Origin of the sequence: Kribbella qitaiheensis (assembly GCF_042657745.1) — a bacterium.
GTDB classification, from domain to species: domain Bacteria; phylum Actinomycetota; class Actinomycetes; order Propionibacteriales; family Kribbellaceae; genus Kribbella; species Kribbella qitaiheensis.
This window is the reverse complement of sequence record NZ_JBHSKE010000013.1, coordinates 1-18,164: the sequence shown is the minus strand read 5'-3', so window position 1 is coordinate 18,164 and position 18,164 is coordinate 1. Positions and strand designations below refer to the sequence as shown.

Here is an 18,164-nt window from a genome sequence, read left to right as displayed (position 1 = left end):
AGTCGGGGGAGACGACCTGGACGGTGTCCTGTCACAGCATGACCTCCACCTTCACGACCGGTTCGGCCGTGGGTGAGGGTAGTGGCGGGCGCTCCGCACCCGGAGAGCGCTCACCTGTATCCGATCATGCTGCGAAGGAGCACGCGGAGTGAGAGAACCGAGCAAGGTCTTCGTCCAGGCCGGTCCGTCGGACGCCCTGACCACCGCCCCGGGCACCGGCAACGGCTGGTCCGCGGCGGGTATCGAGGTCAAATGGACCCCGATGGGTGAGGTGGTCGTCAGCGCGGTGGGCGGAGTCTCTCGCGTGGCGCTCCGGTGGGACGAGGCAGTACCGGCCGAGGCGCTGGTGCTCGGTGACGCGTGGGAGCGGTCGTACGGCGATCTCCAGTGGAGGCACCTGCAACCCGAGCGGCTCCTGCCCTGGTACTGGCTGGTCCACGACCGCCAGACCGGCACCACGACCGGAATGGGCGTGGACGTTCACCCCAGCGCGTTCTGCTCCTGGACCGTCGACCAAACCGGCATCACCCTCTGGCTGGACCTCCGCAACGGCGGCGGCCCCACCCAACTCGCCGGTCGGGCGCTCACCGCGGCGACGGTACGGCGCTTCGAGGACGCCGGCACTCCGTGGCTCACCCTGCACGCCGCGGTGGCAGCCATGAGCTCCCACCTGCCCGAGCGCTCCGCGCCGGCGCCCGTGGTCGGGGCGAACAACTGGTACTACGCGTACGGCGAGGGCTTCGACGAGAAGGCGGTCCTCCAGGACGCGGCCACGGTCGTCGAACTGGCCGACGGTCACCCGGTGAAGCCGTTCAGCGTCGTCGACGACGGCTGGAACCCCGGCGGCAACGGTTCGGGTGGTCCCTGGGAGAGCGGGATCCCGGGCCTCTTCGACGACATGGCCGGGACTGCCGCCGCGGTGAAGGCGATCGGCGCGCGCCCCGGGCTGTGGTTCCGCCCGTTGCTGTCCCGGGAGAGCGGTCCCTGGGGTCGCCCCGGCAGGGCCGACGGACCGGGCCGCGCGCTCGACCCGTCGTACCCGGAGGTGCTCGACATGGTGCGGGCGGACCTGCGCCGGTTCAAGGACTGGGGGTTCGAACTGGTCAAGCACGACTTCAGCACGTACGACGTGTTCGGCCGCTTCGGTCCGGCGATGGGGTCGCGGCTGACGGACTCCGGCTGGCAGTTCCACGATCCGGGCCGGACCACCGCCGAGATCGTGCTCGCGCTGTACCGCGAGGTCCGCGCGGCGGCCGACGACGTCGTACTGATCGGTTGCAACACGGTCGGCCACCTGGCCGCGGGCCTGGTCGACGTCCAGCGCACCGGTGACGACACGTCCGGCCGGGACTGGGAGCGGACCCGGAAGATGGGCGTCAACTCGCTCGCGTTCCGGCTGCCGCAGCACAACCGCTTCTTCACCCTCGACGCCGACTGCGTTCCGTGCACGCCGCAGACGCCGTGGGAGCTGAACCGCCGGTTCCTCGACCTGGTGGCTCGCTCGGGAAGCGCTCTCTTCGTCTCCATCGATCCGGCCGCGCGCACCGAGCAGACCGATCGCGATCTTGGCGACGGTATACGGTTGGCGCTCAGTGGTGGCGTCGCCGGTGGGATCGAGCCGGTCGACTGGCTGGTGAACACGACGCCGAACGTCTGGCGCGCGGGCGACAGCACCGTTCGCTACGACTGGGGGCAGCCCTGGGGTGCTGACCCGGCTTCGGGCTAGGAGTGCCCGTGCAGCGAGGAACAGGGGGAGTGGTGAGCACCGAACAGCCGCCGGCCGTGGTTCGCCGGGGTACGAATCTCGACCGGGTCGGCGGGTTCAACGACACGGTCGTGCTGGACGCGATCCGCCGGGCCGAGCAACGCCTCAGCCGGGTCGAGATCGCGGCGGCGACCGGACTGTCCGGCCAGGCGATCTCCAACATCACCCGCCGCCTCCTCGACGCCGGCCTGGTCCGCGAGGCCGGCCGGCAGAAGAGCACCGGCCTCGGCAAACCCCGCACGCTGCTGGAACTCGAGCCCACCGGCCAGTACGCCGTGGGCGTGCACCTCGACCCGGCGGTCGTGACGGTGGTCGTGCTCGACCTGACCGGCCAAGTGGTCGCGCGGCGACGGGCGGAGACGCCGGCCACCGACGATCCGGACGTGCTGATCGCCGGGATCGCGGCGACGGTCGAGGACGTCATCACGGAGGCGGGCGCACCACGCGAGCGGGTGGTCGGCGTCGGGATCGCGGCGCCCGGCCCGATCGACGTCGACCGCGGTGTTGTGGTCGATCCGCCGAACCTCACCGCCTGGCACCTGGTCCCGCTGCGCGATGCTCTGCGCGTGCGGACCGGCCTACCCGTGCTGCTCGACAAGGATGTCACCGCGGCCGCGTCGGCGGAGAAGTGGGCCGGTGGTCCGAACGGACGCGGCAGCTTCGTCTTCTTCTACCTCGGTACCGGTGTCGGCGCCGGGCTGGTGATCGGCGACGAGGTCGTCCGCGGCGCGACCAGCAACGTCGGCGAGATCGGACACATCATCGTGGACCCCGACGGTCCGCTCTGCTACTGCGGGCGCCGCGGCTGCGTCGGCGAGACGAGCCAGCCGCGCTACCTGGTCCAGCAGGCGGCGCAGGCCGGAGTCGTTGCCGCTGGCATCGATCTCGATGATCGGCACGCGGTCGACCTGGCGTTCGCGCAGCTCTGCTCCGACGCCGCTGCCGGGCCCGGTGTGGCGCGCGAGATCATCGCCGCGCTGGCCGAGAGGATTGCCAAGGTGGTCGAAGACATCGCGAACCTGCTGGACCTCGAGCGCGTCGTCTTCGGCGGCCCGCACTGGAACCAGCTCGCGCCGTTCTTCGACGAGTCCGTCCGGTCCGCGCTGGAGGAGCGCTTCCTGGTCCGTTCCGTACACCCCTTCGTGGTTGCCGGGACCGCCCTCGGCGAGGATGTCGGCGCGGTCGGAGCGGCCAGCCTGGTGCTGGACCACACGTTCTCGCCTAATCCGTCCGTGCTCCTGCTCGGGCCGACGGAGAGCGCTCCCGCAGTCGCTCAGGTCGGTTCTGCTGAAAGGTGATGTTGTGATGACCGGTATCGATGCCGACCTGCTGGCTCGCGCCGCCGAGGAGGTCCGCCGGGCGACCGGCGACCAGGTGATCGCGGACATGTTCCAGCGGTCGATGGCGGCGAACCTGCCCGCGGTCGCGGAGCGGCTGCCCGACGGGACCACCTTCGTGCTGACCGGCGACATTCCGGCGATGTGGCTGCGCGACTCCGCCGCCCAGCTCCGGCCGTACCTGGTGCTCTGCGGCGACGACTCCGGGCTGCAGGACGTGCTGATCGGCGTACTGCACCGGCAGTTGGAGTACATCGCGATCGACCCGTACGCGAACGCGTTCAACCGCGAGGCCAACGGGGAGGGCCACACCACCGACGAGACCGAGATGTCCCCGTGGGTGTGGGAGCGCAAGTACGAGATCGACTCGCTCTGCTACCCGATCGAGCTGGCCTACCGCCTGTGGCGGATCACCGGCCGGCAGGACGTGATCGACGAGCGGTTCCGCGCCGCCGCGGACGCGATCCTGGAACTCTGGACGGTCGAGCAGGACCACGAGGCGCGGTCGGCGTACCGGTTCCAGCGGCACGACGAAGAGCCGACGGACACCCTCGTCCGGGAGGGACGCGGGCGGCTGACCACGCCGACCGGGATGTCGTGGAGCGCTTTCCGGCCGAGCGACGACGCCACCGAGCACGGGTTCAACGTGCCCGGGAACATGTTCGCGTCGGTGGTGCTCGGGTACCTGCAGGCCATCGCCTCCGAGGTGCTCAGGGACGAGTCGTTGGCGGCGCGGGCCAAGGAGCTGAAGGCCGGCATCGACGAGGGGATCGCGCTGCACGGCATCGTCGAGCATCCGACGTTCGGCCGCGTCTACGCGTACGAGGTGGACGGCGCGGGGGAGCGGTTGCTGATGGACGACGCGAACATGCCGAGCCTGCTTTCCCTGCCGATGACGGGGTTCGCGGCCGCCGACGACCCGACGTACCTGGCGACCAGGTCACTGCTGCTCAGCCCCGAGAATCCCTATTACTACAGCGGAACCCACGCGTCCGGGATCGGCAGCCCGCACACGCCGCAGTCCCACGTCTGGCCGATCGCGCTCGCGGTTCAGGGCCTCACCAGCACCTCGGCCGAGGAACGGCAGCAATTGCTCGAACTCCTCCGCGACACGACCGGCGGCACCGGCCAGATGCACGAGTCCTTCCACTGCGACGACCCGACCGTCTTCACCCGCGAGTGGTTCTCCTGGGCCAACGCCATGTTCTGCGAACTAGCCCTCGCCCACGCCGGCCACACCCTCTGACACGCGCCCGTACTGCGGGTCCGGGCCGCGTGGTTTTACTGCGGATCGCAAAATCCTCGCGGCAGCCAGCCGTCCAACGGCTTCGAGTTCGCGCCACTGGTTGTCTACGTGGTCGAGGTCTCGGCGGCCCTCTTGATCGAGGCGGCCTCCGTCTCGACGTACCGCTTGGTCAGCGACCGCGTGAGCAGCCAGCCGATCCCGGACAGCGGACCGGACACGGTCAGGTCGAGGGTGAGCCGGCTCCCGTCGGGATGCGGCTCGACGACGTGCGCGGCGGTGATCGTGACGCCGGGCGAGCTCGACTCCCAGCTGTACGACGACCCGTCGGCCAGCTGGGTGACCGTCCACACCGCTGTGGGCAGCTGAGGCTGCTGCAACCGGGTTCGGCAGCCGACGGCGAGCGGTCCGGCGTCGAGACGCTCCACAGCGTCGACCGTCGGGATCCGCTCGGGCCAGCGCTCGACATCGACGACCACCGCCCAGACCCGCTCGGGCGGGGCCGCGATGGTGACGGCGTGCTGCAGGCCGGGCATGCGCTGAGTGTACGACGGCGCCCTGCGAGACTGAGGCCACCGGACCCCTGCCACCGACTATCGGCATCAGCGCACCCTGCTCGGTCAGACGACGTCGCGGCGGCACGTGGTCAGGCGACGTCTCGGCGGCGCATGGTGACGGCGGCCAGCAAGGCGAAGACCAAGGTGTAGCCGAGAAGCGTCAGGAGAGCGCGTTCTCCGCTCACGGCGTCGCGCACTCCGGGAGGCGCGTCGGCGGCGATCATCCCGGTGACGCTGAAGACCAGTGCACCAGCGTTCGCCCCGGGCATCGCGTCGGACAGGAACTCCAAGTCGGGCAGCAAGCTGCTGACTACGCCGGCCAGGAGTGCCTCGACGCCGAGGATCCAGACGACGCCCAACCCGATCGGCAGCGCGACGTTGCGGAAGGCAACCGCCAGAACGACGCCGGCAAGACACCACATCGTCAGAACCAGCCAGCCGCCCGCCAGCGCCTGCAGGATGTCGAGCGCACCCGGCCAACTCATCGGCGCGTTCTCCGCCGCGGCGATCCCGACGCTGCACAGGGCACAGGCAACGAAGGTCCCGAGCACCCACACCGCCAGCATGGTCAGCAGTCCGAGCAGTTGCCCGGCCAGGATCGCGCCGCGTCCGGCCTTCTGGGTGAGGATGGTCTTGAGCGTTCCCCAGGTGTACTCGCCGCCGACCACGATCGCCCCGAGCACCAGAGCAAGCGCTCCCGCGAACACCGGGAAGCCGCCGATCGTGTTGTCCAGCACGCGCTCGGGCAATACGCCGCGCAACACCTGCGCCCGAGGTACTCCGCTGGTCTGCTGGTTGTCATCGCCGGTCGCGTAGCCCAGGTACGGCAGCAGATAGCCGAAGATGAGGCTCAGCACGAGCCCGGCTCCGAAGAGCACCCAGACGGCTGATCGTTTGCGTAGCTTGAGCAGCTCGGCGCGATAGCTACCCAACATCGGCCTTCTCCTCCGGCTGGGTCGTGGTGAGCTCGAAGAACACGTCCTCGAGAGCCCGTTCGGTACTGCGGAGCTCGGACACCGCGATCCCCGCCTGGACCAGGACCCGGTTGACCTCCGCCGCGCGGTCAGGGGCCACCTTGACTCGCAGCGTGTCGTCGTACAGGTGGACGGTGTCGGCGCCGAGAGCCTCGATGAGAACGGAGCGAGCGCTCTCTCGCGGCGCTGCCCGGATCACCAGTTCCTGCTGGCTGCGCAACTCCTCGACGTTGTGCTCGGCAACCATCTTGCCTTCGCTGATGATGCCGACGCGGTCGCAGATCTGCTGTACCTCGCCGAGCAGGTGGCTGGACAGCAGCACCGTCCGGCCGTCGGCGCCGAGCTCGCGGATCAGCCGGCGCATGTCCCGCATCCCGGCCGGATCGAGCCCGTTCGTCGGCTCGTCGAGGATCACCAGCTCGGGATCCTTGAGCAACGCCGCCGCCACCCCCAGCCGTTGCTTCATGCCGAGCGAGTACGTCGAGAAGCGGTCGCGCGCGCGGTCGGTGAGATCCACCAGTGCCAGGACCTCGTGGATCCGGGCGCGCGCCACCTCGGCGTACTCGGCGAGCAGGCGGAGGTTGTCGAGCCCGGACAGGTACGGGTAGAACGCGGGCGACTCGATCATCGAACCGGTGCGGGCGAGCACCTGAGCCTGGCCGGGGGCGCCGCCGAGTACGCGGACGGTTCCGCTGGTCGGTGCGATCAGGCCGGTCAGGATCCGCAGCGTGGTGGTCTTGCCGGCGCCGTTCGGCCCGAGGAACCCGTAGACCTCGCCGGACCGGACCGTCAGATCGACACCGTCGACCGCGAGGGTGTCGCCGTAGCGTTTGGTCAGGCCGGTGACCTCGACCAGCGGAGCAGCAGTTTCACTCATACCCCGACCTTGCCCGCCACCACCCGGCTACCGCGTCGCCTCGGGGGAGTGACCCGGGCTACCGCCAGGGGAGTATCCGGGCCAGCCCTCGTAGTACAGGGTGCCGGGCAGCCCTCGCAGTACTAGCCGAGCCAGCCGGGGCGGACGAGGCCCGTCTGGTAGGCGACGACGACGAGTTGGGCGCGGTCGCGGACGCCCAGCTTCACCATCGCGCGGCTGACGTGGGTCTTGGCCGTGGCCGGGCTGAGCACCAGGCGTTCGGCGATCTCGTCGTTGGACAGACCTTCACCGACGAGCGCGACGATCTCGCGTTCACGCTCGGTCAGGACGTCGAGCTCCGTGCTGGCGTGCGGTTGCCGGCTCCGTGACGCGAACTCGGCGACCAGGCGGCGCGTCACTCCCGGCGAGAGGAGCGCGTCACCACGGGCGACCACCCGGACCGCCTGGAGCAGCTCGACCGGCTCGGTGTCCTTGACCAGGAACCCGCTCGCGCCGACCCGCAGCGCCTCGAACACGTACTCGTCCAGGTCGAACGTCGTCAGGATCACCACGTGAACCTCAGAGAGCGCTTCCTCGGCACCGATCTGCCGAGTCGCCTCGAGCCCGTCCGTCCCCGGCATCCGGATGTCCATCAGCACCACGTCCGGCTTCTCGGCGCGAGCCACCTCCACCGCGGCCGCCCCGTCGGACACCTCACCGATCACGGTGATGTCGTCCTCAGCGTTCAGCAACGAGCGGAACCCCGCCCGTACCAACGCCTGATCATCAGCCAACAACACCCGAATCATGCGCCCACGCTAAAGCATCCCCCGGTCAGGCGAGGCCGGCGTCGTGGGCCAGGAGGGCTATCTGGGTTCGGTTGCCCAGTTCCAGCTTGGTGAGGATGTGGGAGATGTGGGCCTTGACGGTCGCCACGCTCATGTAGAGCTCGGTGGCGATCTCGGCGTTCGCCTTGCCCTGGGCAACGGCCAGCATGACGTCGTACTCGCGGGGGCTGAGGCGGGAGAGCGCTGCCTGGGCCTCGGTGTGGGAGTCCGCCTGGGTGGCCGCCCGATCCATCAGGCGCCGGGTGATCGCGGGGGACAGGATCGGGTCACCCGCCGCGACCCGGCGTACGGCCTCGACGATCTGGGCCGGAGGAGTGTCCTTCAGCAGGAACCCGCTCGCGCCCGCCCGGAGCGCGTGGAGAACGTTCTCGTCGGTGTCGAACGTGGTCAGCACCACCACCTCCGGCGGGTTCTTCCGGGCCCGGAGCCGCCGGGTCGCGACGATCCCGTCCACCCGCGGCATCCGGAGATCCATCAGCACCAGATCGGGGAAGTGGGCGTCGATCGCCGCGGGCACCTCGTCGCCGTCGGCCGCCTGGGCGACCACCGAGATCCCGTTCGCGCCGTCGAGCATCATCTCCAGGCTCGCCCGGACCAGCGCGTCGTCGTCTACCACCAGGACCCGGATGGTCTCGCTGTCGCTCATGCGGGCCACGGTAGCGAGGCGTGCAGCCGGAAGCCGCCACCGGCCGCCTTTCCGTGGTCCAGCGTGCCGCCCGCGAGATTCACCCGCTCGGTCAGCCCGACGAGCCCGGTGCCGCTGCCCGGAGTGAGCGGTACGCCGTTTCCACCCGGGTTGGTGAGCTCGATCTGCAGGGATCCGCCCGGCCGTCCTTGCACCACCAGCGTGACCGGATACCCCGCCGCGTGTTTCCGGGCGTTCGTCAGCCCCTCCTGGACCACCCGGTACGCCGTCCGCCCGGTTGCTGGTGGCAACGAACTCGGATCCGCGACGGATTCGTCGTACCGGATCTCTGCGCCGGCCTCCCGGGACTCCGCGACGAGTTCCCGCAGGTCGCTGAAGGTTGGTTGCGGGCGGCCCCCGGGCAGTTCGTCGATCTCATTGTCGCGCAGGACGCTGATCACTTCGCGCAGTTCGTCGAGCGCCTGGTGGACCCCGGTGCGGATCACGCCGGCGGCCTTGGCGAGCTTCTCGGGCGACGAGTCGGGCCGGTACTCGAGCGCGCCGGCGTACGTTGCGAGCAGGGACAAGCGGTGCGCGAGTACGTCGTGCATCTCGCGCGCCATCTTCGTCCGCTCGAGGGTGCGCGCCTCCGCGACCCGGCGGCCTTGCTCGGCCTCGGCGCGGACAGCGCGATCTCGGAGCGAGTTGACCAGAGCTCGCCGGGCCTGGATCCACTGGCCCCAGCCGAGCAGCGCGGCGTGGACCGCCACGTCGAGGATCGCGTACCAGGCCAGGTCGAGGCCGTTCCGCGGCCGGACTATGCCCTGGACCAGGTGGCCTGCGACACCCGCGAGAGCGACCAGCGCGGCCACCCGCAGCGGACGCCGCTGGGCGACGGTCAACGTGCCGACCGTGGACGGCGGGGTGGCTGCCGGGGAGATCGCGGCGAGCGTGGCCAGGATCAGCGCGATCGGGATCGGGCGACGTCCGAGCAGCGGGATGAGCCCGCAGGCAACCACTCCCACCACGATGTCCAGTACCAGCCAGCCGACCTGGGGCGAGTTTGCGTGCCGCCCGATGATCGTCAGCGCCGAGAGCGTTCCGACCGCGCCCACGGCGAGCACGTTCCCCCAGCGCCAGTGGTTCGTCGGACCGCAGATCTCCTCGACGCCGCTCTCTTTCATGCCGCCGAGGCTAGGCCGCGGCCCGGCCGGATCGCCACCGACCAAAGTCGATACCCCGCAGACTTCCGGCCGGGTCGCCACAGCCTCGCGGCCGATGCCGCGAGGACGCGCTCTCTTGAATCCTGGGCCTCATCAAAGCAACGGCCACAGTGGAAGGACCCACCATGAGCACCACGAACCACACCTTCTCGAGTACGTCTGAACGCGCTCTCCAGGGCCCCACTCGGGTCGCAGGTCGCAGCAGGCTGGCTGTCGTCGGGGTCACGGTGGCGGCAGCGCTCGCGGTCTGGGCGGTGCTCTCACAAGTGGCGGGTATCGACCTTCAGGCCAAGCGGGGCTCGACGATGCACATCGGCGCCGCGTCGGTCTTCTTCGCCTCCGCAGCGATGGCCTTCGCCGGCTGGGGTTTGCTCGCGATCCTCGAACACAACACGGTCAACGCCCGCAAGGTATGGACAGTGGTCGCCCTGGTCGCCTGCATCACCTCGCTGGGGAGCCCGATCTTCGGCGGGATCGGCGTCGGCGCCAAGCTCGGCCTGGCCTCCCTGCACCTCGTCGTAGGCGCCGTCACCATCCTCGGCCTCCGCCGCACAGCACTCCCCGCCTCAGCTCGGTGCAACGCCGTGGACTGTGAGTGAGATAGGGAGATGGTACGGATGAGCGGCTGGGCGGCGTACGACGCGAAGAAGCGGGAGCTGGTCGGTGGGTTGAGCGGGACGGTGCTCGAGCTGGGTGCGGGCAAGGGCGCCAACTTCGGGATGCTGGGCAAGGGTGTCGACTGGATCGGTCTCGAGCCGCACGCCGCGAGCCGCCGCACGCTGGAAAGCACGGCAGCCACTTGGGCCGACAAGACCGGCGGAAGTTACCGGGTTCTCGACACCGGCGCTGAGCAGATTCCGTTGCCCTCGGCAAGCGTTGACGCGGTGTTGTCGACGGTCGTCCTCTGCTCGGTGGACGACCTCGGCGGAGTACTGAACGAAGTACGGCGAGTGCTCCGTCCCGCCGGGCGTTTCGTGTTCTTCGAACACATCGGCGCGGCTCGCGGAAGCTGGGTCCGTCGCCTGCAGGGCCTCATCAGGCCGATCACCCGTACCTTCGACAAGGGCTGCGATCCCACCCGCCAGACGGGCGACGCCATCCAGTCCGCCGGCTTCACCACCGTCACCCTCGACCGCTACACCCTGCCCGGCCTCGTCCCCATCCCCTACATCGCCGGTACCGCACACCTCTAGTTGCTCAGGAGGTGGAGAGGCGGGCGGCCAGGTAGAAGCCTTCTATGTGGTCAGTGATCAGGTTGGCGGCCTTGGTGGGCTGGCCGGCGCGGATGGCGGCGACGATAGCTCGGTGTTCCTGGCGAAGCCCGTGGGCGGTTGCGTCCCAATCGGCGAGGTTGGGGACGGCGGCGAGGACATAGCTGTGGATGGCGGTCCGCAGTGACGACATCACCGCAGCGATCAGCACGTTGCCGGCCAGCGCCGAGAGCGCGACATGGAACTCCGCATCCAGCAGGTGGAACTCCTCCGGCGTCAACCCCGGCGCATCCATCCGATCCAGCAATTCCTCAGCAACCGCCAGCCCGTCGTCGGCCTGGTCCCCAGCCCCAGCGGCGCGGTTCTGGGCCGCTTGGCGGGCGGTCCAGGACTCGAGCAGGATGCGGGTCTGGACGATGTCGCCCATCGGCAGATGGTTGGTGGCCAGGTGCAGGCGCACCAGAGCGGTCAGGGGAGAGGCGGGTTCGGCGACGATCACGGCGCCTGCTTCGGGGCCGGAGCCCGTGGCGGTGCGGACGACGCCCATCGCCTCGAGCACCCGGACCGCCTCGCGGACCGAGGGCCGGCTGATCCCGAGCTGCTCCGCCAGCGTGCGTTCGCCGGGCAGCCGCCCGCCGAGCCGGAGCCGGCCCGCCGCCAGATCGGCCTCGACCCGGCTCAGGACCAGCTCGTAGTTCTTCACATCGGCGAGTGTAGCCCTGTGGTCGGACCACAGACTATGCTGTGGTCCGACCACACCGCCGACTGCCTGAGAGAAGTCCCATGACTGATCGCCAGATGCCTCGCTGGTCCGAGCTCAAGCCGTTGCTGCGGCCCAAGCCGGTCACCCTGAACGCGACCGACCGCCGTCTGCAGAAGGCGCTCACGATCGCGGATCTGCGCGCCATCGCCAAGCGGCGTACGCCGAGGTCGGTGTTCGACTACACCGACGGCGCGGCGGAGTCGGAGATCAGCTTGTCCCGGGCCCGCCGGCTGTTCGCCGAGATGGAGCTGCAGCCGTCGATCCTGCGCAACGTCGCCGAGATCGACCTCAGCACCACCGTCCTGGGCAAGCGCTCGGAGCTTCCGTTCGCGTTCGCGCCGACCGGCTTCACCCGGATGATGAACCACGAGGGCGAGAGCGCGGTCGTGAAGGTCGCGCAGCAGATCGGCATCCCGTACGCGCTGTCCACGATGGGCACCACCTCGATCGAGGACGTCGCGGCGGCCGCGCCGGACGCGCGGAAGTGGTTCCAGCTGTACGTGTGGAACGACCGCGACGCCGGCGAGGACCTGGTGAAGCGATCGGCCGCCGCCGGGTACGAGGCATTGATGCTGACGGTGGACGTCCCCGTCGCCGGGGCGCGGCTGCGCGACGTACGGAACGGGTTCACGATCCCGCCGTCGCTGACGGTCAAGACGGTGCTCGACGCTTCACTCCACCCGGCGTGGTGGGCCAATCTGCTGACGACCCGGCCGCTGACCTTCGCGTCGCTGTCGAGCTGGAGCGGCACCGTCGCGGACCTGCTGAACCAGCTGTTCGATCCGACCATGACCATCGAGGACCTCAACTGGTTGCGCTCGATCTGGGACGGACCGCTGATCGTGAAGGGCATCCAGACGGTCGAGGACGCGCGCCGGGTGGTCGACGCCGGCGCCGACGCGATCGTGCTGTCGAACCACGGTGGTCGCCAGCTCGACCGCGCACCAACACCGCTGCGGATCCTGCAGGAGGTGCGGAAGGCAGTGGGCACCGACGCGGAGGTGTACCTCGATACGGGCATCATGAGCGGCGCCGACATCGTCGCGGCAGTCGCGCTCGGAGCGGACGCGTGCCTAGTCGGCCGGGCCTACCTGTACGGCCTCATGGCCGGCGGCGAGCGTGGTGTCGCCCGCGCGGCCGAAATCCTGACCACCGAGGTACGCCGGACCATGGCGCTCCTGGGCGTCCCCAGCGTCGCCGACCTCAACCCCTCCCACGTCCGCCTGCCAACTTATTAGTACTGCGTACGCGGCGCTCAGGTCAGGAGTGGGCCGGGGCTCCCAGCGTCAGCGGGCCGGCGTAGTGATCGAAGAACAGGCGGGCGATCAGCTCGCCGCGTGAGCCGGTGCCGGACTTCGCGAAGATCGACTTCAGACGGTCCTGCACCGTGTGCGACGACAAGTGCAGCCGGCCGGCGATCTGCTTGGTGGACAGGCCTTGCGCCACCAGCTCGGTAACGGCGAGACCTTCACCCTGGTTGGCGAGCTGACCCTGCACGGCGTCACCCGGACTGTCCAGCTGGTAGGCGAATTCCTCGGCGTCGTCGACGACCCGTCCGGCGTGGAGCGCACCGGGTTCTCGGCGACGACCAAGATCAGCCGCGCCGCGTTCGGTGTCGACATCCAGCTCGGCTTCGGCGCCGGTAACGTCGTGGTGGCCGACACCATCGAGATCGCCATCGAGATCGAGTTCACCTCTGACGGATCGGAGCCGCGATGAGCAAGGTCGTGCTCTACATGTCCATGTCCGTGGACGGTTTCATCACTGGCCCGGACGACAGCAAGGAGCACGGGCTCGGCGTGAACGGTGAGCGGCTTCACGACTGGCTAGGCCCAGGCGGCATGGACCCGGCGTCGTACCGGCCTGTCGACAAGGCCAGCGCCACCGTGTTCGACGAGTTGATGGACACGGGGGCGGTGATCACCGGCCGGCGGACCTTCGAGTTCGCGGGTGGTTGGGCCGGCGATCACCACGACGGCGTACCGATCTTCGTCCTGACCCATTCCGCACCCGACGAGCCCGCGCCGGGATCCGCCCGCTATGTCACCGACGGCATCGAATCCTGCGTTGCGCAGGCGAAAGCCGCGGCAGGTGGGCGCGACATCCTGCTGCACGGCGCCGCGACCGCGCAGGAGTGCCTTCGCGCCGGGCTGCTGGATGAGCTGGAGCTGCAGTTGATGCCTGTGCTGCTCGGCCAGGGCCGGCGGCTGTTCGACAACCTGCCGCCGGATCACGTCGAGCTCGAACTGGTCCGCGACCTGGACGCGCCTGGTGTCCAGCACCTGCGGTACCGCGTGCGGTCGGAGGGCTGACCGATGGCGCAGATCCGGCTCTACATGACCATGTCCCTCGACGGGTACGTCGTCGGACCGCAGGACAGCATGGACAACCCGATGGGTGTCGACGGGTTCCGCCTCTTCAACTGGCTCGACCGGCGCAACGACCCGGGACCTAGCGGCGAGGTGTACGCCGAGTCGCTCGCCACCCGCGCCCTGATCTCGGGCCGCCGGACCTACGAACATGCAAACCACTGGCAGGGCGACCACCACGACGGCGTACCGGTCTTCGTGCTCACCCACGATGTCCCGGACGATCCGCCGCCGGGCAGCGTCCGCTTCGTCACCGATGTGCGCCAGTGTGCCTCGCAAGCCCGGGCCGCGGCGGGGGATGGCGACGTCATGGTGCACGGGGCCGGTGCGGCGCAGGCGTTGCTTCTGGCAAAGGAGCTCGACGAGCTGGAGTTGCACGTCGTACCGGTTCTGCTCGGGCAGGGCCGACGGCTGTTCGACAACCTGCCGGCGGAGCACATCGAGCTCGACCTGGTCCGCCGCCTGACCACCCCGGACGAGGACCTCCCACAACGCGTCACCCATCTCCGCTACCGCGTCCTCCGTCCCTGACCCCGCGCGCTGCCTCTCCTGAACCGTGGAGTCAGGGGAGGGGGAGGGGGAGTTGGGCGATGATGCGGAGGCTGCCGGTGGGGGTGCGGGTGGTGGTGAGGGTGCCGCCGAGGGCGGTGGCTCGTTCGCGCATGCCGACGATGCCGTTGCCCTCCTTGGGTGGACCCGCCAGAGACTTCCCGTCGTCGTCCACCTGCAGCAGGAGCGACTCCTCGCCGTACTGGATGCGCACGGTGGCTTCGGTCGCCTTGGCGTGCCGGACGATGTTGGTGAGTGACTCCTGGATGATGCGGAACGCCGCGCGGTCCAGCCCGGTCGGTAGCGGCCGGGCCTCCCCGTGCACGACCGTGTGCACCTCCAGCCCGGCCATGGCGGTCCGGCTGACCAGGTGCTCCAGCCGGTCCAGCCCGGTGACTGGTTGGCGCGGTGCGGACTCGTCCGACTGACGCAGTACGCCGACGATCGATCGCAGCTCGACAAGTGCTTCCTTGCTGGCCTCCTTGATTGCCGCGAGGGCAGGAGCGGCCTGCTCAGGCTGTCGGTCGACCAGGTGCAACGCGGTGGAGGCCTGCACGTTGATCAGCGAGATGTGGTGTGCGACCACGTCGTGGAGCTCCTGGGCGATCCGCAGGCGTTCCTCGCCGGCCCGGCGGAGCTCTGCCTCGCGGCGGGTCTTGTTGGCGGCCATCACCCGTTCCCGGTGGCCGCGGAACAGCTCGGCCACGAAACCCAGTACTACGAAGCACGTGCCGACCAGAAGGACCTGGTAGACCCCCTGCTCGTTGATGCCGAGGATGAGCCGCCCGAGCACATGCCCGGCGTACAGGGCGACGAGGCCCGCCCACCCGGCCAGGCGATGACCGGTCCGGATCACCGTGAAGACGGCGATCACGAAGCTGAAGATCACCGGGCCCCAGGGGTACTCCATCAGCATGTAGACCAGCGTCGACACGACCGTTGCCCACAGCACCGGCACCGGGTGGGTCCGGAGCCAGTAGAGGGACACCGTGCCGATCAGCAGCAGCACCACCATGAACCAGTCCGCCGCGCGCCGGTCCTCCTGGCCGCGGGACGCTCCGAACGACCCGAAGACGGCGATGAACGACAACACGGCAGGCAGCGCCAGCCGCTTGACGCGGTCCCCGAGAGTCGGCGCAGAGGTGCTCACCCTGGAACCGTAGAGGTCCGGCTCACCCGGTGTCATCGTCGCCACGGCGTACTTGAAGCTGCTCCGTACGGAGTAGTTCAGTACTTGACTTTATAGATCCCCTCTTCGTACTGCGGCCCGTAGTACGTCTCGAGCGTGGCCAGGTCGTCGCCCGGGCGGTCCAGGGCCTTGGCGATCTTGGCGCGGCTCGGCATCGCGTCCGGGTTCCAGGTCTCGGGCTTCCACAGCTTCGAGCGGAGAAACGCTTTCGAGCAGTGGTGGAAGATCTCCTCGATCTCGACCACCAGCGCCAGTTGCGGGCGGTTGCCCTTCACCACCATGTCGTCGAAGAACGGCGCCTCGCGGATGATCCGGGCCCGCCCGTTGATCCGCAGCGTCTCACCGCGTCCCGGCAGCAGGTAGATCAGCCCGACATGCGGGTTGGTGAGGATGTTGGTGAAGCCGTCGATCCGGCGGTTCCCGGCCCGCTCCGGAATGGCGATGGTGGTGTCGTCGAGCACCTTGGTGAACCCGGCCGGGTCGCCCTTGGGGGAGACGTCGCAGCTGCCGTCGGCCGCGGAGGTGGCGATCAGGCAGAACGGCGACTCGGCGAGCCACTGGCGGTCGAGCTCGTGGAGCTCCTTGCGGGTCTTGTCGGCTGCGTGCTGCAGGGGCTCGGGAACCACCTCGCGCAGTTCGTCGTACGAGGTGATCTCGACCAGTCCGGGGATCTCCATCAGGCGGCGCACTCCTCTACCAACGAAGGCTGGACCGCCGGGCCGACGGCCCGCGTCCGTGCCGCCCATCGTACGGCGGGACCAGTCGCGCAACTGGTCCCAAGGAACAGGGCGCCGACCACGATCCAGCCCACGGGACCCCAGCCGAGTACCAGCGTGGTGAGCAGCGCCGGGCCGAGCATCCGCGCCACTGCGGGGCCGGTTCCGAAGAAGCCCTGGTACTGGCCCTGCTTGTCGGCAGGGGCCAGGCCGAAGCTGATCTCCCAAGCACCAGAGGCCAGCTTCATCTCGCCAAGAGTCAGGAGAGCTGCAGCAACAGCCAGTACTGCGGCGGCGCCGGCCGGGGCGAAACCGAGCGCAGAGAGGGCGAACACCCCGCAGGCGGCCAACATGGCGACTCCGGCGAAGCGGACCGAGCGGGTCGCCGTACGAAGGTCAGTGACGCTCCTTGCGATACGTACCTGGAACAGGGTGACGCCGATCGTGTTGATGATCAGCAAGGAGGCGACCACCCAGTCCGGCGCCTCGGTGCGCTCCACGATCCACAGCGGCGCCACCAGGCTCAGCAGCGGCATGAACATCAGCATCACCGCATTCAGCAGAGCCAGTACTGCGTAGGGGCGGTCGCGCAGTACTGCGAGGCGAGGCTCCCCTGCTACCCGAACAGTGACGGCGGTGACCGCGGGGACCCGGTGGATCAGCGCGGCGGCGATTAGGAAGCTCGCGGCGTCGACCGCGAACACGGTCAGGTACGCCGGGGCGGTGTCGAACCGCAGGGCGACTCCACCCATCGTGGCGCCTACGGCCAGACCGGCGTTCGTCGTCGACTGCAGAAAGGCGCGGATGCGCGTGCGCTCTGCCGGTTCGACCAGGCCGGCGAGAAGGGCTTGCCGGGCGGCAGTGAGGCCGGTCTGGCTGCTGGCGTACGCCACTGCGGCGATCACGAAGAGCGGGAAGCTCCGGACGAACAGGAACGACGCCACCGAGGCCGAGGTGGACAGCGCCAGCAGAATGGCGACGCCGTGGGGCCCTTTGCGGTCCGCGAGGTTCCCGAGCGGCACCCCGGTCAGGAAGCCGACCAGCCACGCGATCGTCAGCCCGAGCCCGACCTGCGCGGTGGATAGCCCCACCACCCGGGTGAAGAACAACGCCGACGTGACGATGAACGCCCCATCACCGACCGAGTTGGCCAACTGCGCGAACGCCAGGTTCCGGGGCGCCCCAGCAGGCGGCAACAACCGCCTGGCACGACGGTCGGTGTCAGTCATCTCAGTCTCCCTAAGCTCTCGATACCAAGAGCCTAGAAGCCCACCGGCCCACCAGTCAGTTCCACTTGTCTCAAGTTTTCATGGGCCAATTCCCATCCACCAACTTGACCCGGCCACCACTCCACCCCGCGCCTACATACCGCCGGCGACCACAGAACCGGTGGCCACCCGCCGCACAGCACCACCACCCAGCCGCACCCGCCCGCCAACTCGAGGGGTTACCCGCTCCTGTTGCGGGTTACCCCCCGGACCATCGAGAGGGGAACCCACAACAACGGCAGGCAACCCCCGCCCCGAACCGCGACCCGTCGCTCGTGGCCCCGCTGTGCAGCGATCGCCCTCTCTGAGGGGTCAACCCCTCAACCGCAGGGATGCCTGCTCAGAACCCGAGGGGGCAACCCGCACCCTCGGGGTTGACCCCTCAGAGGGAGCGCCGGTACGTCGGGTGGCTGCCCGGATTCCGAGGAGGGAACCCGCCTTCGGGGGTCGACCGGCCGGAGGGCAAGCCGGTACGTCGGGGAGCCGCCGGGGACCGGGGACGGAGGGAGAGGGAGAGCCGGCGGCGTACCGAAGGACAGGTAGTGGTCGCCGCACGGGCCACTGCGGGGCGCCGCCTGCGCCTGGGTCTCCGAGACTCCACCAGTACTGCCTAATGGGTGTTATCGGGTCGGTCGCTGGCAGACTCGGTGCCTGTAGCCGCTGGTAAGTGA

At 69.5% G+C, this 18,164-nt stretch carries 20 protein-coding genes; 9 read left to right on the top strand and 11 right to left on the bottom strand.

All coding sequences use genetic code 11. The features are described 5' to 3' along the window. Positions 1–148: 148 nt before the first annotated feature. The 3 genes from ACFPJ1_RS12670 to ACFPJ1_RS12660 are packed head-to-tail and all read left to right on the top strand — an operon-like array spanning position 149 to position 4,348. On the top strand, positions 149–1,726 hold the full coding sequence (locus ACFPJ1_RS12670) for an alpha-amylase family protein (protein ID WP_380103780.1): 1,578 nt from the start codon (positions 149–151) through the stop codon (positions 1,724–1,726). Between the two features lie 32 nt (positions 1,727–1,758). Beyond that, positions 1,759–3,063 (top strand): ROK family transcriptional regulator, encoded by a 1,305-nt coding sequence (locus tag ACFPJ1_RS12665; RefSeq protein WP_380103779.1) that lies wholly within the window; start codon positions 1,759–1,761, stop codon positions 3,061–3,063. Between the two features lie 7 nt (positions 3,064–3,070). Then, complete coding sequence (locus ACFPJ1_RS12660) at positions 3,071–4,348, top strand: glycoside hydrolase family 125 protein (RefSeq protein WP_380103778.1); 1,278 nt, start codon at positions 3,071–3,073, stop codon at positions 4,346–4,348. A 104-nt stretch (positions 4,349–4,452) separates the two neighbouring features. Here ACFPJ1_RS12660 and ACFPJ1_RS12655 read toward each other — a convergent pair whose 3' ends face one another. The 6 genes from ACFPJ1_RS12655 to ACFPJ1_RS12630 all read right to left on the bottom strand — a co-directional run bounded on the left by ACFPJ1_RS12655 (position 4,453) and on the right by ACFPJ1_RS12630 (position 9,389). After that, on the bottom strand, positions 4,453–4,881 hold the full coding sequence (locus ACFPJ1_RS12655) for an SRPBCC family protein (protein WP_380103777.1): 429 nt from the start codon (positions 4,879–4,881) through the stop codon (positions 4,453–4,455). Between the two features lie 110 nt (positions 4,882–4,991). Next, on the bottom strand, positions 4,992–5,837 hold the full coding sequence (locus tag ACFPJ1_RS12650) for an ABC transporter permease subunit (protein WP_380103776.1): 846 nt from the start codon (positions 5,835–5,837) through the stop codon (positions 4,992–4,994). Beyond that, on the bottom strand, positions 5,827–6,753 hold the full coding sequence (locus tag ACFPJ1_RS12645; protein ID WP_380103775.1) for an ABC transporter ATP-binding protein: 927 nt from the start codon (positions 6,751–6,753) through the stop codon (positions 5,827–5,829). The genes ACFPJ1_RS12650 and ACFPJ1_RS12645 overlap by 11 nt, the downstream gene beginning before the upstream one ends. 122 nt (positions 6,754–6,875) lie before the next feature. After that, positions 6,876–7,541, bottom strand: a complete 666-nt coding sequence (locus ACFPJ1_RS12640; protein WP_380103774.1) for a response regulator — start codon at positions 7,539–7,541, stop codon at positions 6,876–6,878. A gap of 25 nt (positions 7,542–7,566) precedes the next feature. After that, positions 7,567–8,226, bottom strand: coding sequence for a response regulator (locus ACFPJ1_RS12635; protein ID WP_380103773.1), 660 nt, complete (start codon positions 8,224–8,226; stop codon positions 7,567–7,569). Then, positions 8,223–9,389, bottom strand: coding sequence for a sensor histidine kinase (locus ACFPJ1_RS12630; RefSeq protein WP_380103772.1), 1,167 nt, complete (start codon positions 9,387–9,389; stop codon positions 8,223–8,225). The genes ACFPJ1_RS12635 and ACFPJ1_RS12630 overlap by 4 nt, the downstream gene beginning before the upstream one ends. Positions 9,390–9,553: 164 nt before the next feature. Between ACFPJ1_RS12630 and ACFPJ1_RS12625 the strand changes: the two genes are divergently transcribed. Next, the gene (locus ACFPJ1_RS12625; protein WP_380103771.1) at positions 9,554–10,027 is read left to right on the top strand and encodes a DUF6069 family protein; all 474 of its coding nucleotides are present in this window, start codon (positions 9,554–9,556) and stop codon (positions 10,025–10,027) included. Between the two features lie 18 nt (positions 10,028–10,045). Beyond that, entirely contained in the window at positions 10,046–10,621 is a 576-nt protein-coding gene (locus tag ACFPJ1_RS12620; protein ID WP_380103770.1) for a class I SAM-dependent methyltransferase, read from the top strand. Positions 10,622–10,625: 4 nt separating this feature from the next. Here ACFPJ1_RS12620 and ACFPJ1_RS12615 read toward each other — a convergent pair whose 3' ends face one another. Further along, complete coding sequence (locus tag ACFPJ1_RS12615) at positions 10,626–11,342, bottom strand: FadR/GntR family transcriptional regulator (RefSeq protein ID WP_380103769.1); 717 nt, start codon at positions 11,340–11,342, stop codon at positions 10,626–10,628. Between the two features lie 80 nt (positions 11,343–11,422). Between ACFPJ1_RS12615 and ACFPJ1_RS12610 the strand changes: the two genes are divergently transcribed. Then, positions 11,423–12,640 (top strand): alpha-hydroxy acid oxidase, encoded by a 1,218-nt coding sequence (locus ACFPJ1_RS12610; protein WP_380103768.1) that lies wholly within the window; start codon positions 11,423–11,425, stop codon positions 12,638–12,640. Positions 12,641–12,662: 22 nt separating this feature from the next. On the opposite strand, the gene ACFPJ1_RS12605 is transcribed toward ACFPJ1_RS12610, so the two are convergent. Continuing rightward, positions 12,663–12,848, bottom strand: coding sequence for a response regulator transcription factor (locus ACFPJ1_RS12605; RefSeq protein WP_380103767.1), 186 nt, complete (start codon positions 12,846–12,848; stop codon positions 12,663–12,665). On the opposite strand from ACFPJ1_RS12605, the gene ACFPJ1_RS12600 reads away from it, so the two are divergent. From ACFPJ1_RS12600 to ACFPJ1_RS12590, 3 genes are read left to right on the top strand one after another with little or no spacing between them, the layout of a single operon-like run. Further along, positions 12,840–13,121 carry a YceI family protein gene (locus tag ACFPJ1_RS12600; RefSeq protein ID WP_380103766.1) on the top strand — a complete coding sequence of 94 codons (282 nt, stop codon included), beginning with the start codon at positions 12,840–12,842 and terminating at the stop codon, positions 13,119–13,121. The two genes, ACFPJ1_RS12605 and ACFPJ1_RS12600, sit on opposite strands and share 9 nt — an antisense overlap. After that, the gene (locus ACFPJ1_RS12595; protein ID WP_380103765.1) at positions 13,118–13,714 is read left to right on the top strand and encodes a dihydrofolate reductase family protein; all 597 of its coding nucleotides are present in this window, start codon (positions 13,118–13,120) and stop codon (positions 13,712–13,714) included. The genes ACFPJ1_RS12600 and ACFPJ1_RS12595 overlap by 4 nt, the downstream gene beginning before the upstream one ends. A gap of 3 nt (positions 13,715–13,717) precedes the next feature. Continuing rightward, positions 13,718–14,302 carry a dihydrofolate reductase family protein gene (locus ACFPJ1_RS12590; RefSeq protein WP_380103764.1) on the top strand — a complete coding sequence of 195 codons (585 nt, stop codon included), beginning with the start codon at positions 13,718–13,720 and terminating at the stop codon, positions 14,300–14,302. A 31-nt stretch (positions 14,303–14,333) separates the two neighbouring features. On the opposite strand, the gene ACFPJ1_RS12585 is transcribed toward ACFPJ1_RS12590, so the two are convergent. The 3 genes from ACFPJ1_RS12585 to ACFPJ1_RS12575 form a co-directional block, all read right to left on the bottom strand. Continuing rightward, the gene (locus tag ACFPJ1_RS12585; protein WP_380103763.1) at positions 14,334–15,470 is read right to left on the bottom strand and encodes a sensor histidine kinase; all 1,137 of its coding nucleotides are present in this window, start codon (positions 15,468–15,470) and stop codon (positions 14,334–14,336) included. 77 nt (positions 15,471–15,547) lie between these two features. Beyond that, a complete protein-coding gene (locus ACFPJ1_RS12580) occupies positions 15,548–16,186 on the bottom strand; it encodes a pyridoxamine 5'-phosphate oxidase family protein (protein ID WP_380103762.1) in 639 nt (212 codons plus the stop codon). Further along, positions 16,186–17,454, bottom strand: coding sequence for an MFS transporter (locus tag ACFPJ1_RS12575; protein WP_380103761.1), 1,269 nt, complete (start codon positions 17,452–17,454; stop codon positions 16,186–16,188). The genes ACFPJ1_RS12580 and ACFPJ1_RS12575 overlap by 1 nt, the downstream gene beginning before the upstream one ends. Positions 17,455–18,164: the final 710 nt, after the last annotated feature.

What these genes read in the sequence shown, in the direction of transcription:
- ACFPJ1_RS12660 (WP_380103778.1), top strand. Translation starts at nt 3,071, where the DNA reads ATGACCGGTATCGATGCCGACCTGCTGGCTCGCGCCGCCGAGGAGGTC.
- ACFPJ1_RS12655 (WP_380103777.1), bottom strand. Translation starts at nt 4,881, where the DNA reads ATGCCCGGCCTGCAGCACGCCGTCACCATCGCGGCCCCGCCCGAGCGG.
- ACFPJ1_RS12650 (WP_380103776.1), bottom strand. Translation starts at nt 5,837, where the DNA reads ATGTTGGGTAGCTATCGCGCCGAGCTGCTCAAGCTACGCAAACGATCA.
- ACFPJ1_RS12645 (WP_380103775.1), bottom strand. Translation starts at nt 6,753, where the DNA reads ATGAGTGAAACTGCTGCTCCGCTGGTCGAGGTCACCGGCCTGACCAAA.
- ACFPJ1_RS12640 (WP_380103774.1), bottom strand. Translation starts at nt 7,541, where the DNA reads ATGATTCGGGTGTTGTTGGCTGATGATCAGGCGTTGGTACGGGCGGGG.
- ACFPJ1_RS12635 (WP_380103773.1), bottom strand. Translation starts at nt 8,226, where the DNA reads ATGAGCGACAGCGAGACCATCCGGGTCCTGGTGGTAGACGACGACGCG.
- ACFPJ1_RS12630 (WP_380103772.1), bottom strand. Translation starts at nt 9,389, where the DNA reads ATGAAAGAGAGCGGCGTCGAGGAGATCTGCGGTCCGACGAACCACTGG.
- ACFPJ1_RS12625 (WP_380103771.1), top strand. Translation starts at nt 9,554, where the DNA reads ATGAGCACCACGAACCACACCTTCTCGAGTACGTCTGAACGCGCTCTC.
- ACFPJ1_RS12620 (WP_380103770.1), top strand. Translation starts at nt 10,046, where the DNA reads ATGAGCGGCTGGGCGGCGTACGACGCGAAGAAGCGGGAGCTGGTCGGT.
- ACFPJ1_RS12610 (WP_380103768.1), top strand. Translation starts at nt 11,423, where the DNA reads ATGACTGATCGCCAGATGCCTCGCTGGTCCGAGCTCAAGCCGTTGCTG.
- ACFPJ1_RS12595 (WP_380103765.1), top strand. Translation starts at nt 13,118, where the DNA reads ATGAGCAAGGTCGTGCTCTACATGTCCATGTCCGTGGACGGTTTCATC.
- ACFPJ1_RS12590 (WP_380103764.1), top strand. Translation starts at nt 13,718, where the DNA reads ATGGCGCAGATCCGGCTCTACATGACCATGTCCCTCGACGGGTACGTC.
- ACFPJ1_RS12580 (WP_380103762.1), bottom strand. Translation starts at nt 16,186, where the DNA reads ATGGAGATCCCCGGACTGGTCGAGATCACCTCGTACGACGAACTGCGC.
- ACFPJ1_RS12575 (WP_380103761.1), bottom strand. Translation starts at nt 17,454, where the DNA reads ATGACTGACACCGACCGTCGTGCCAGGCGGTTGTTGCCGCCTGCTGGG.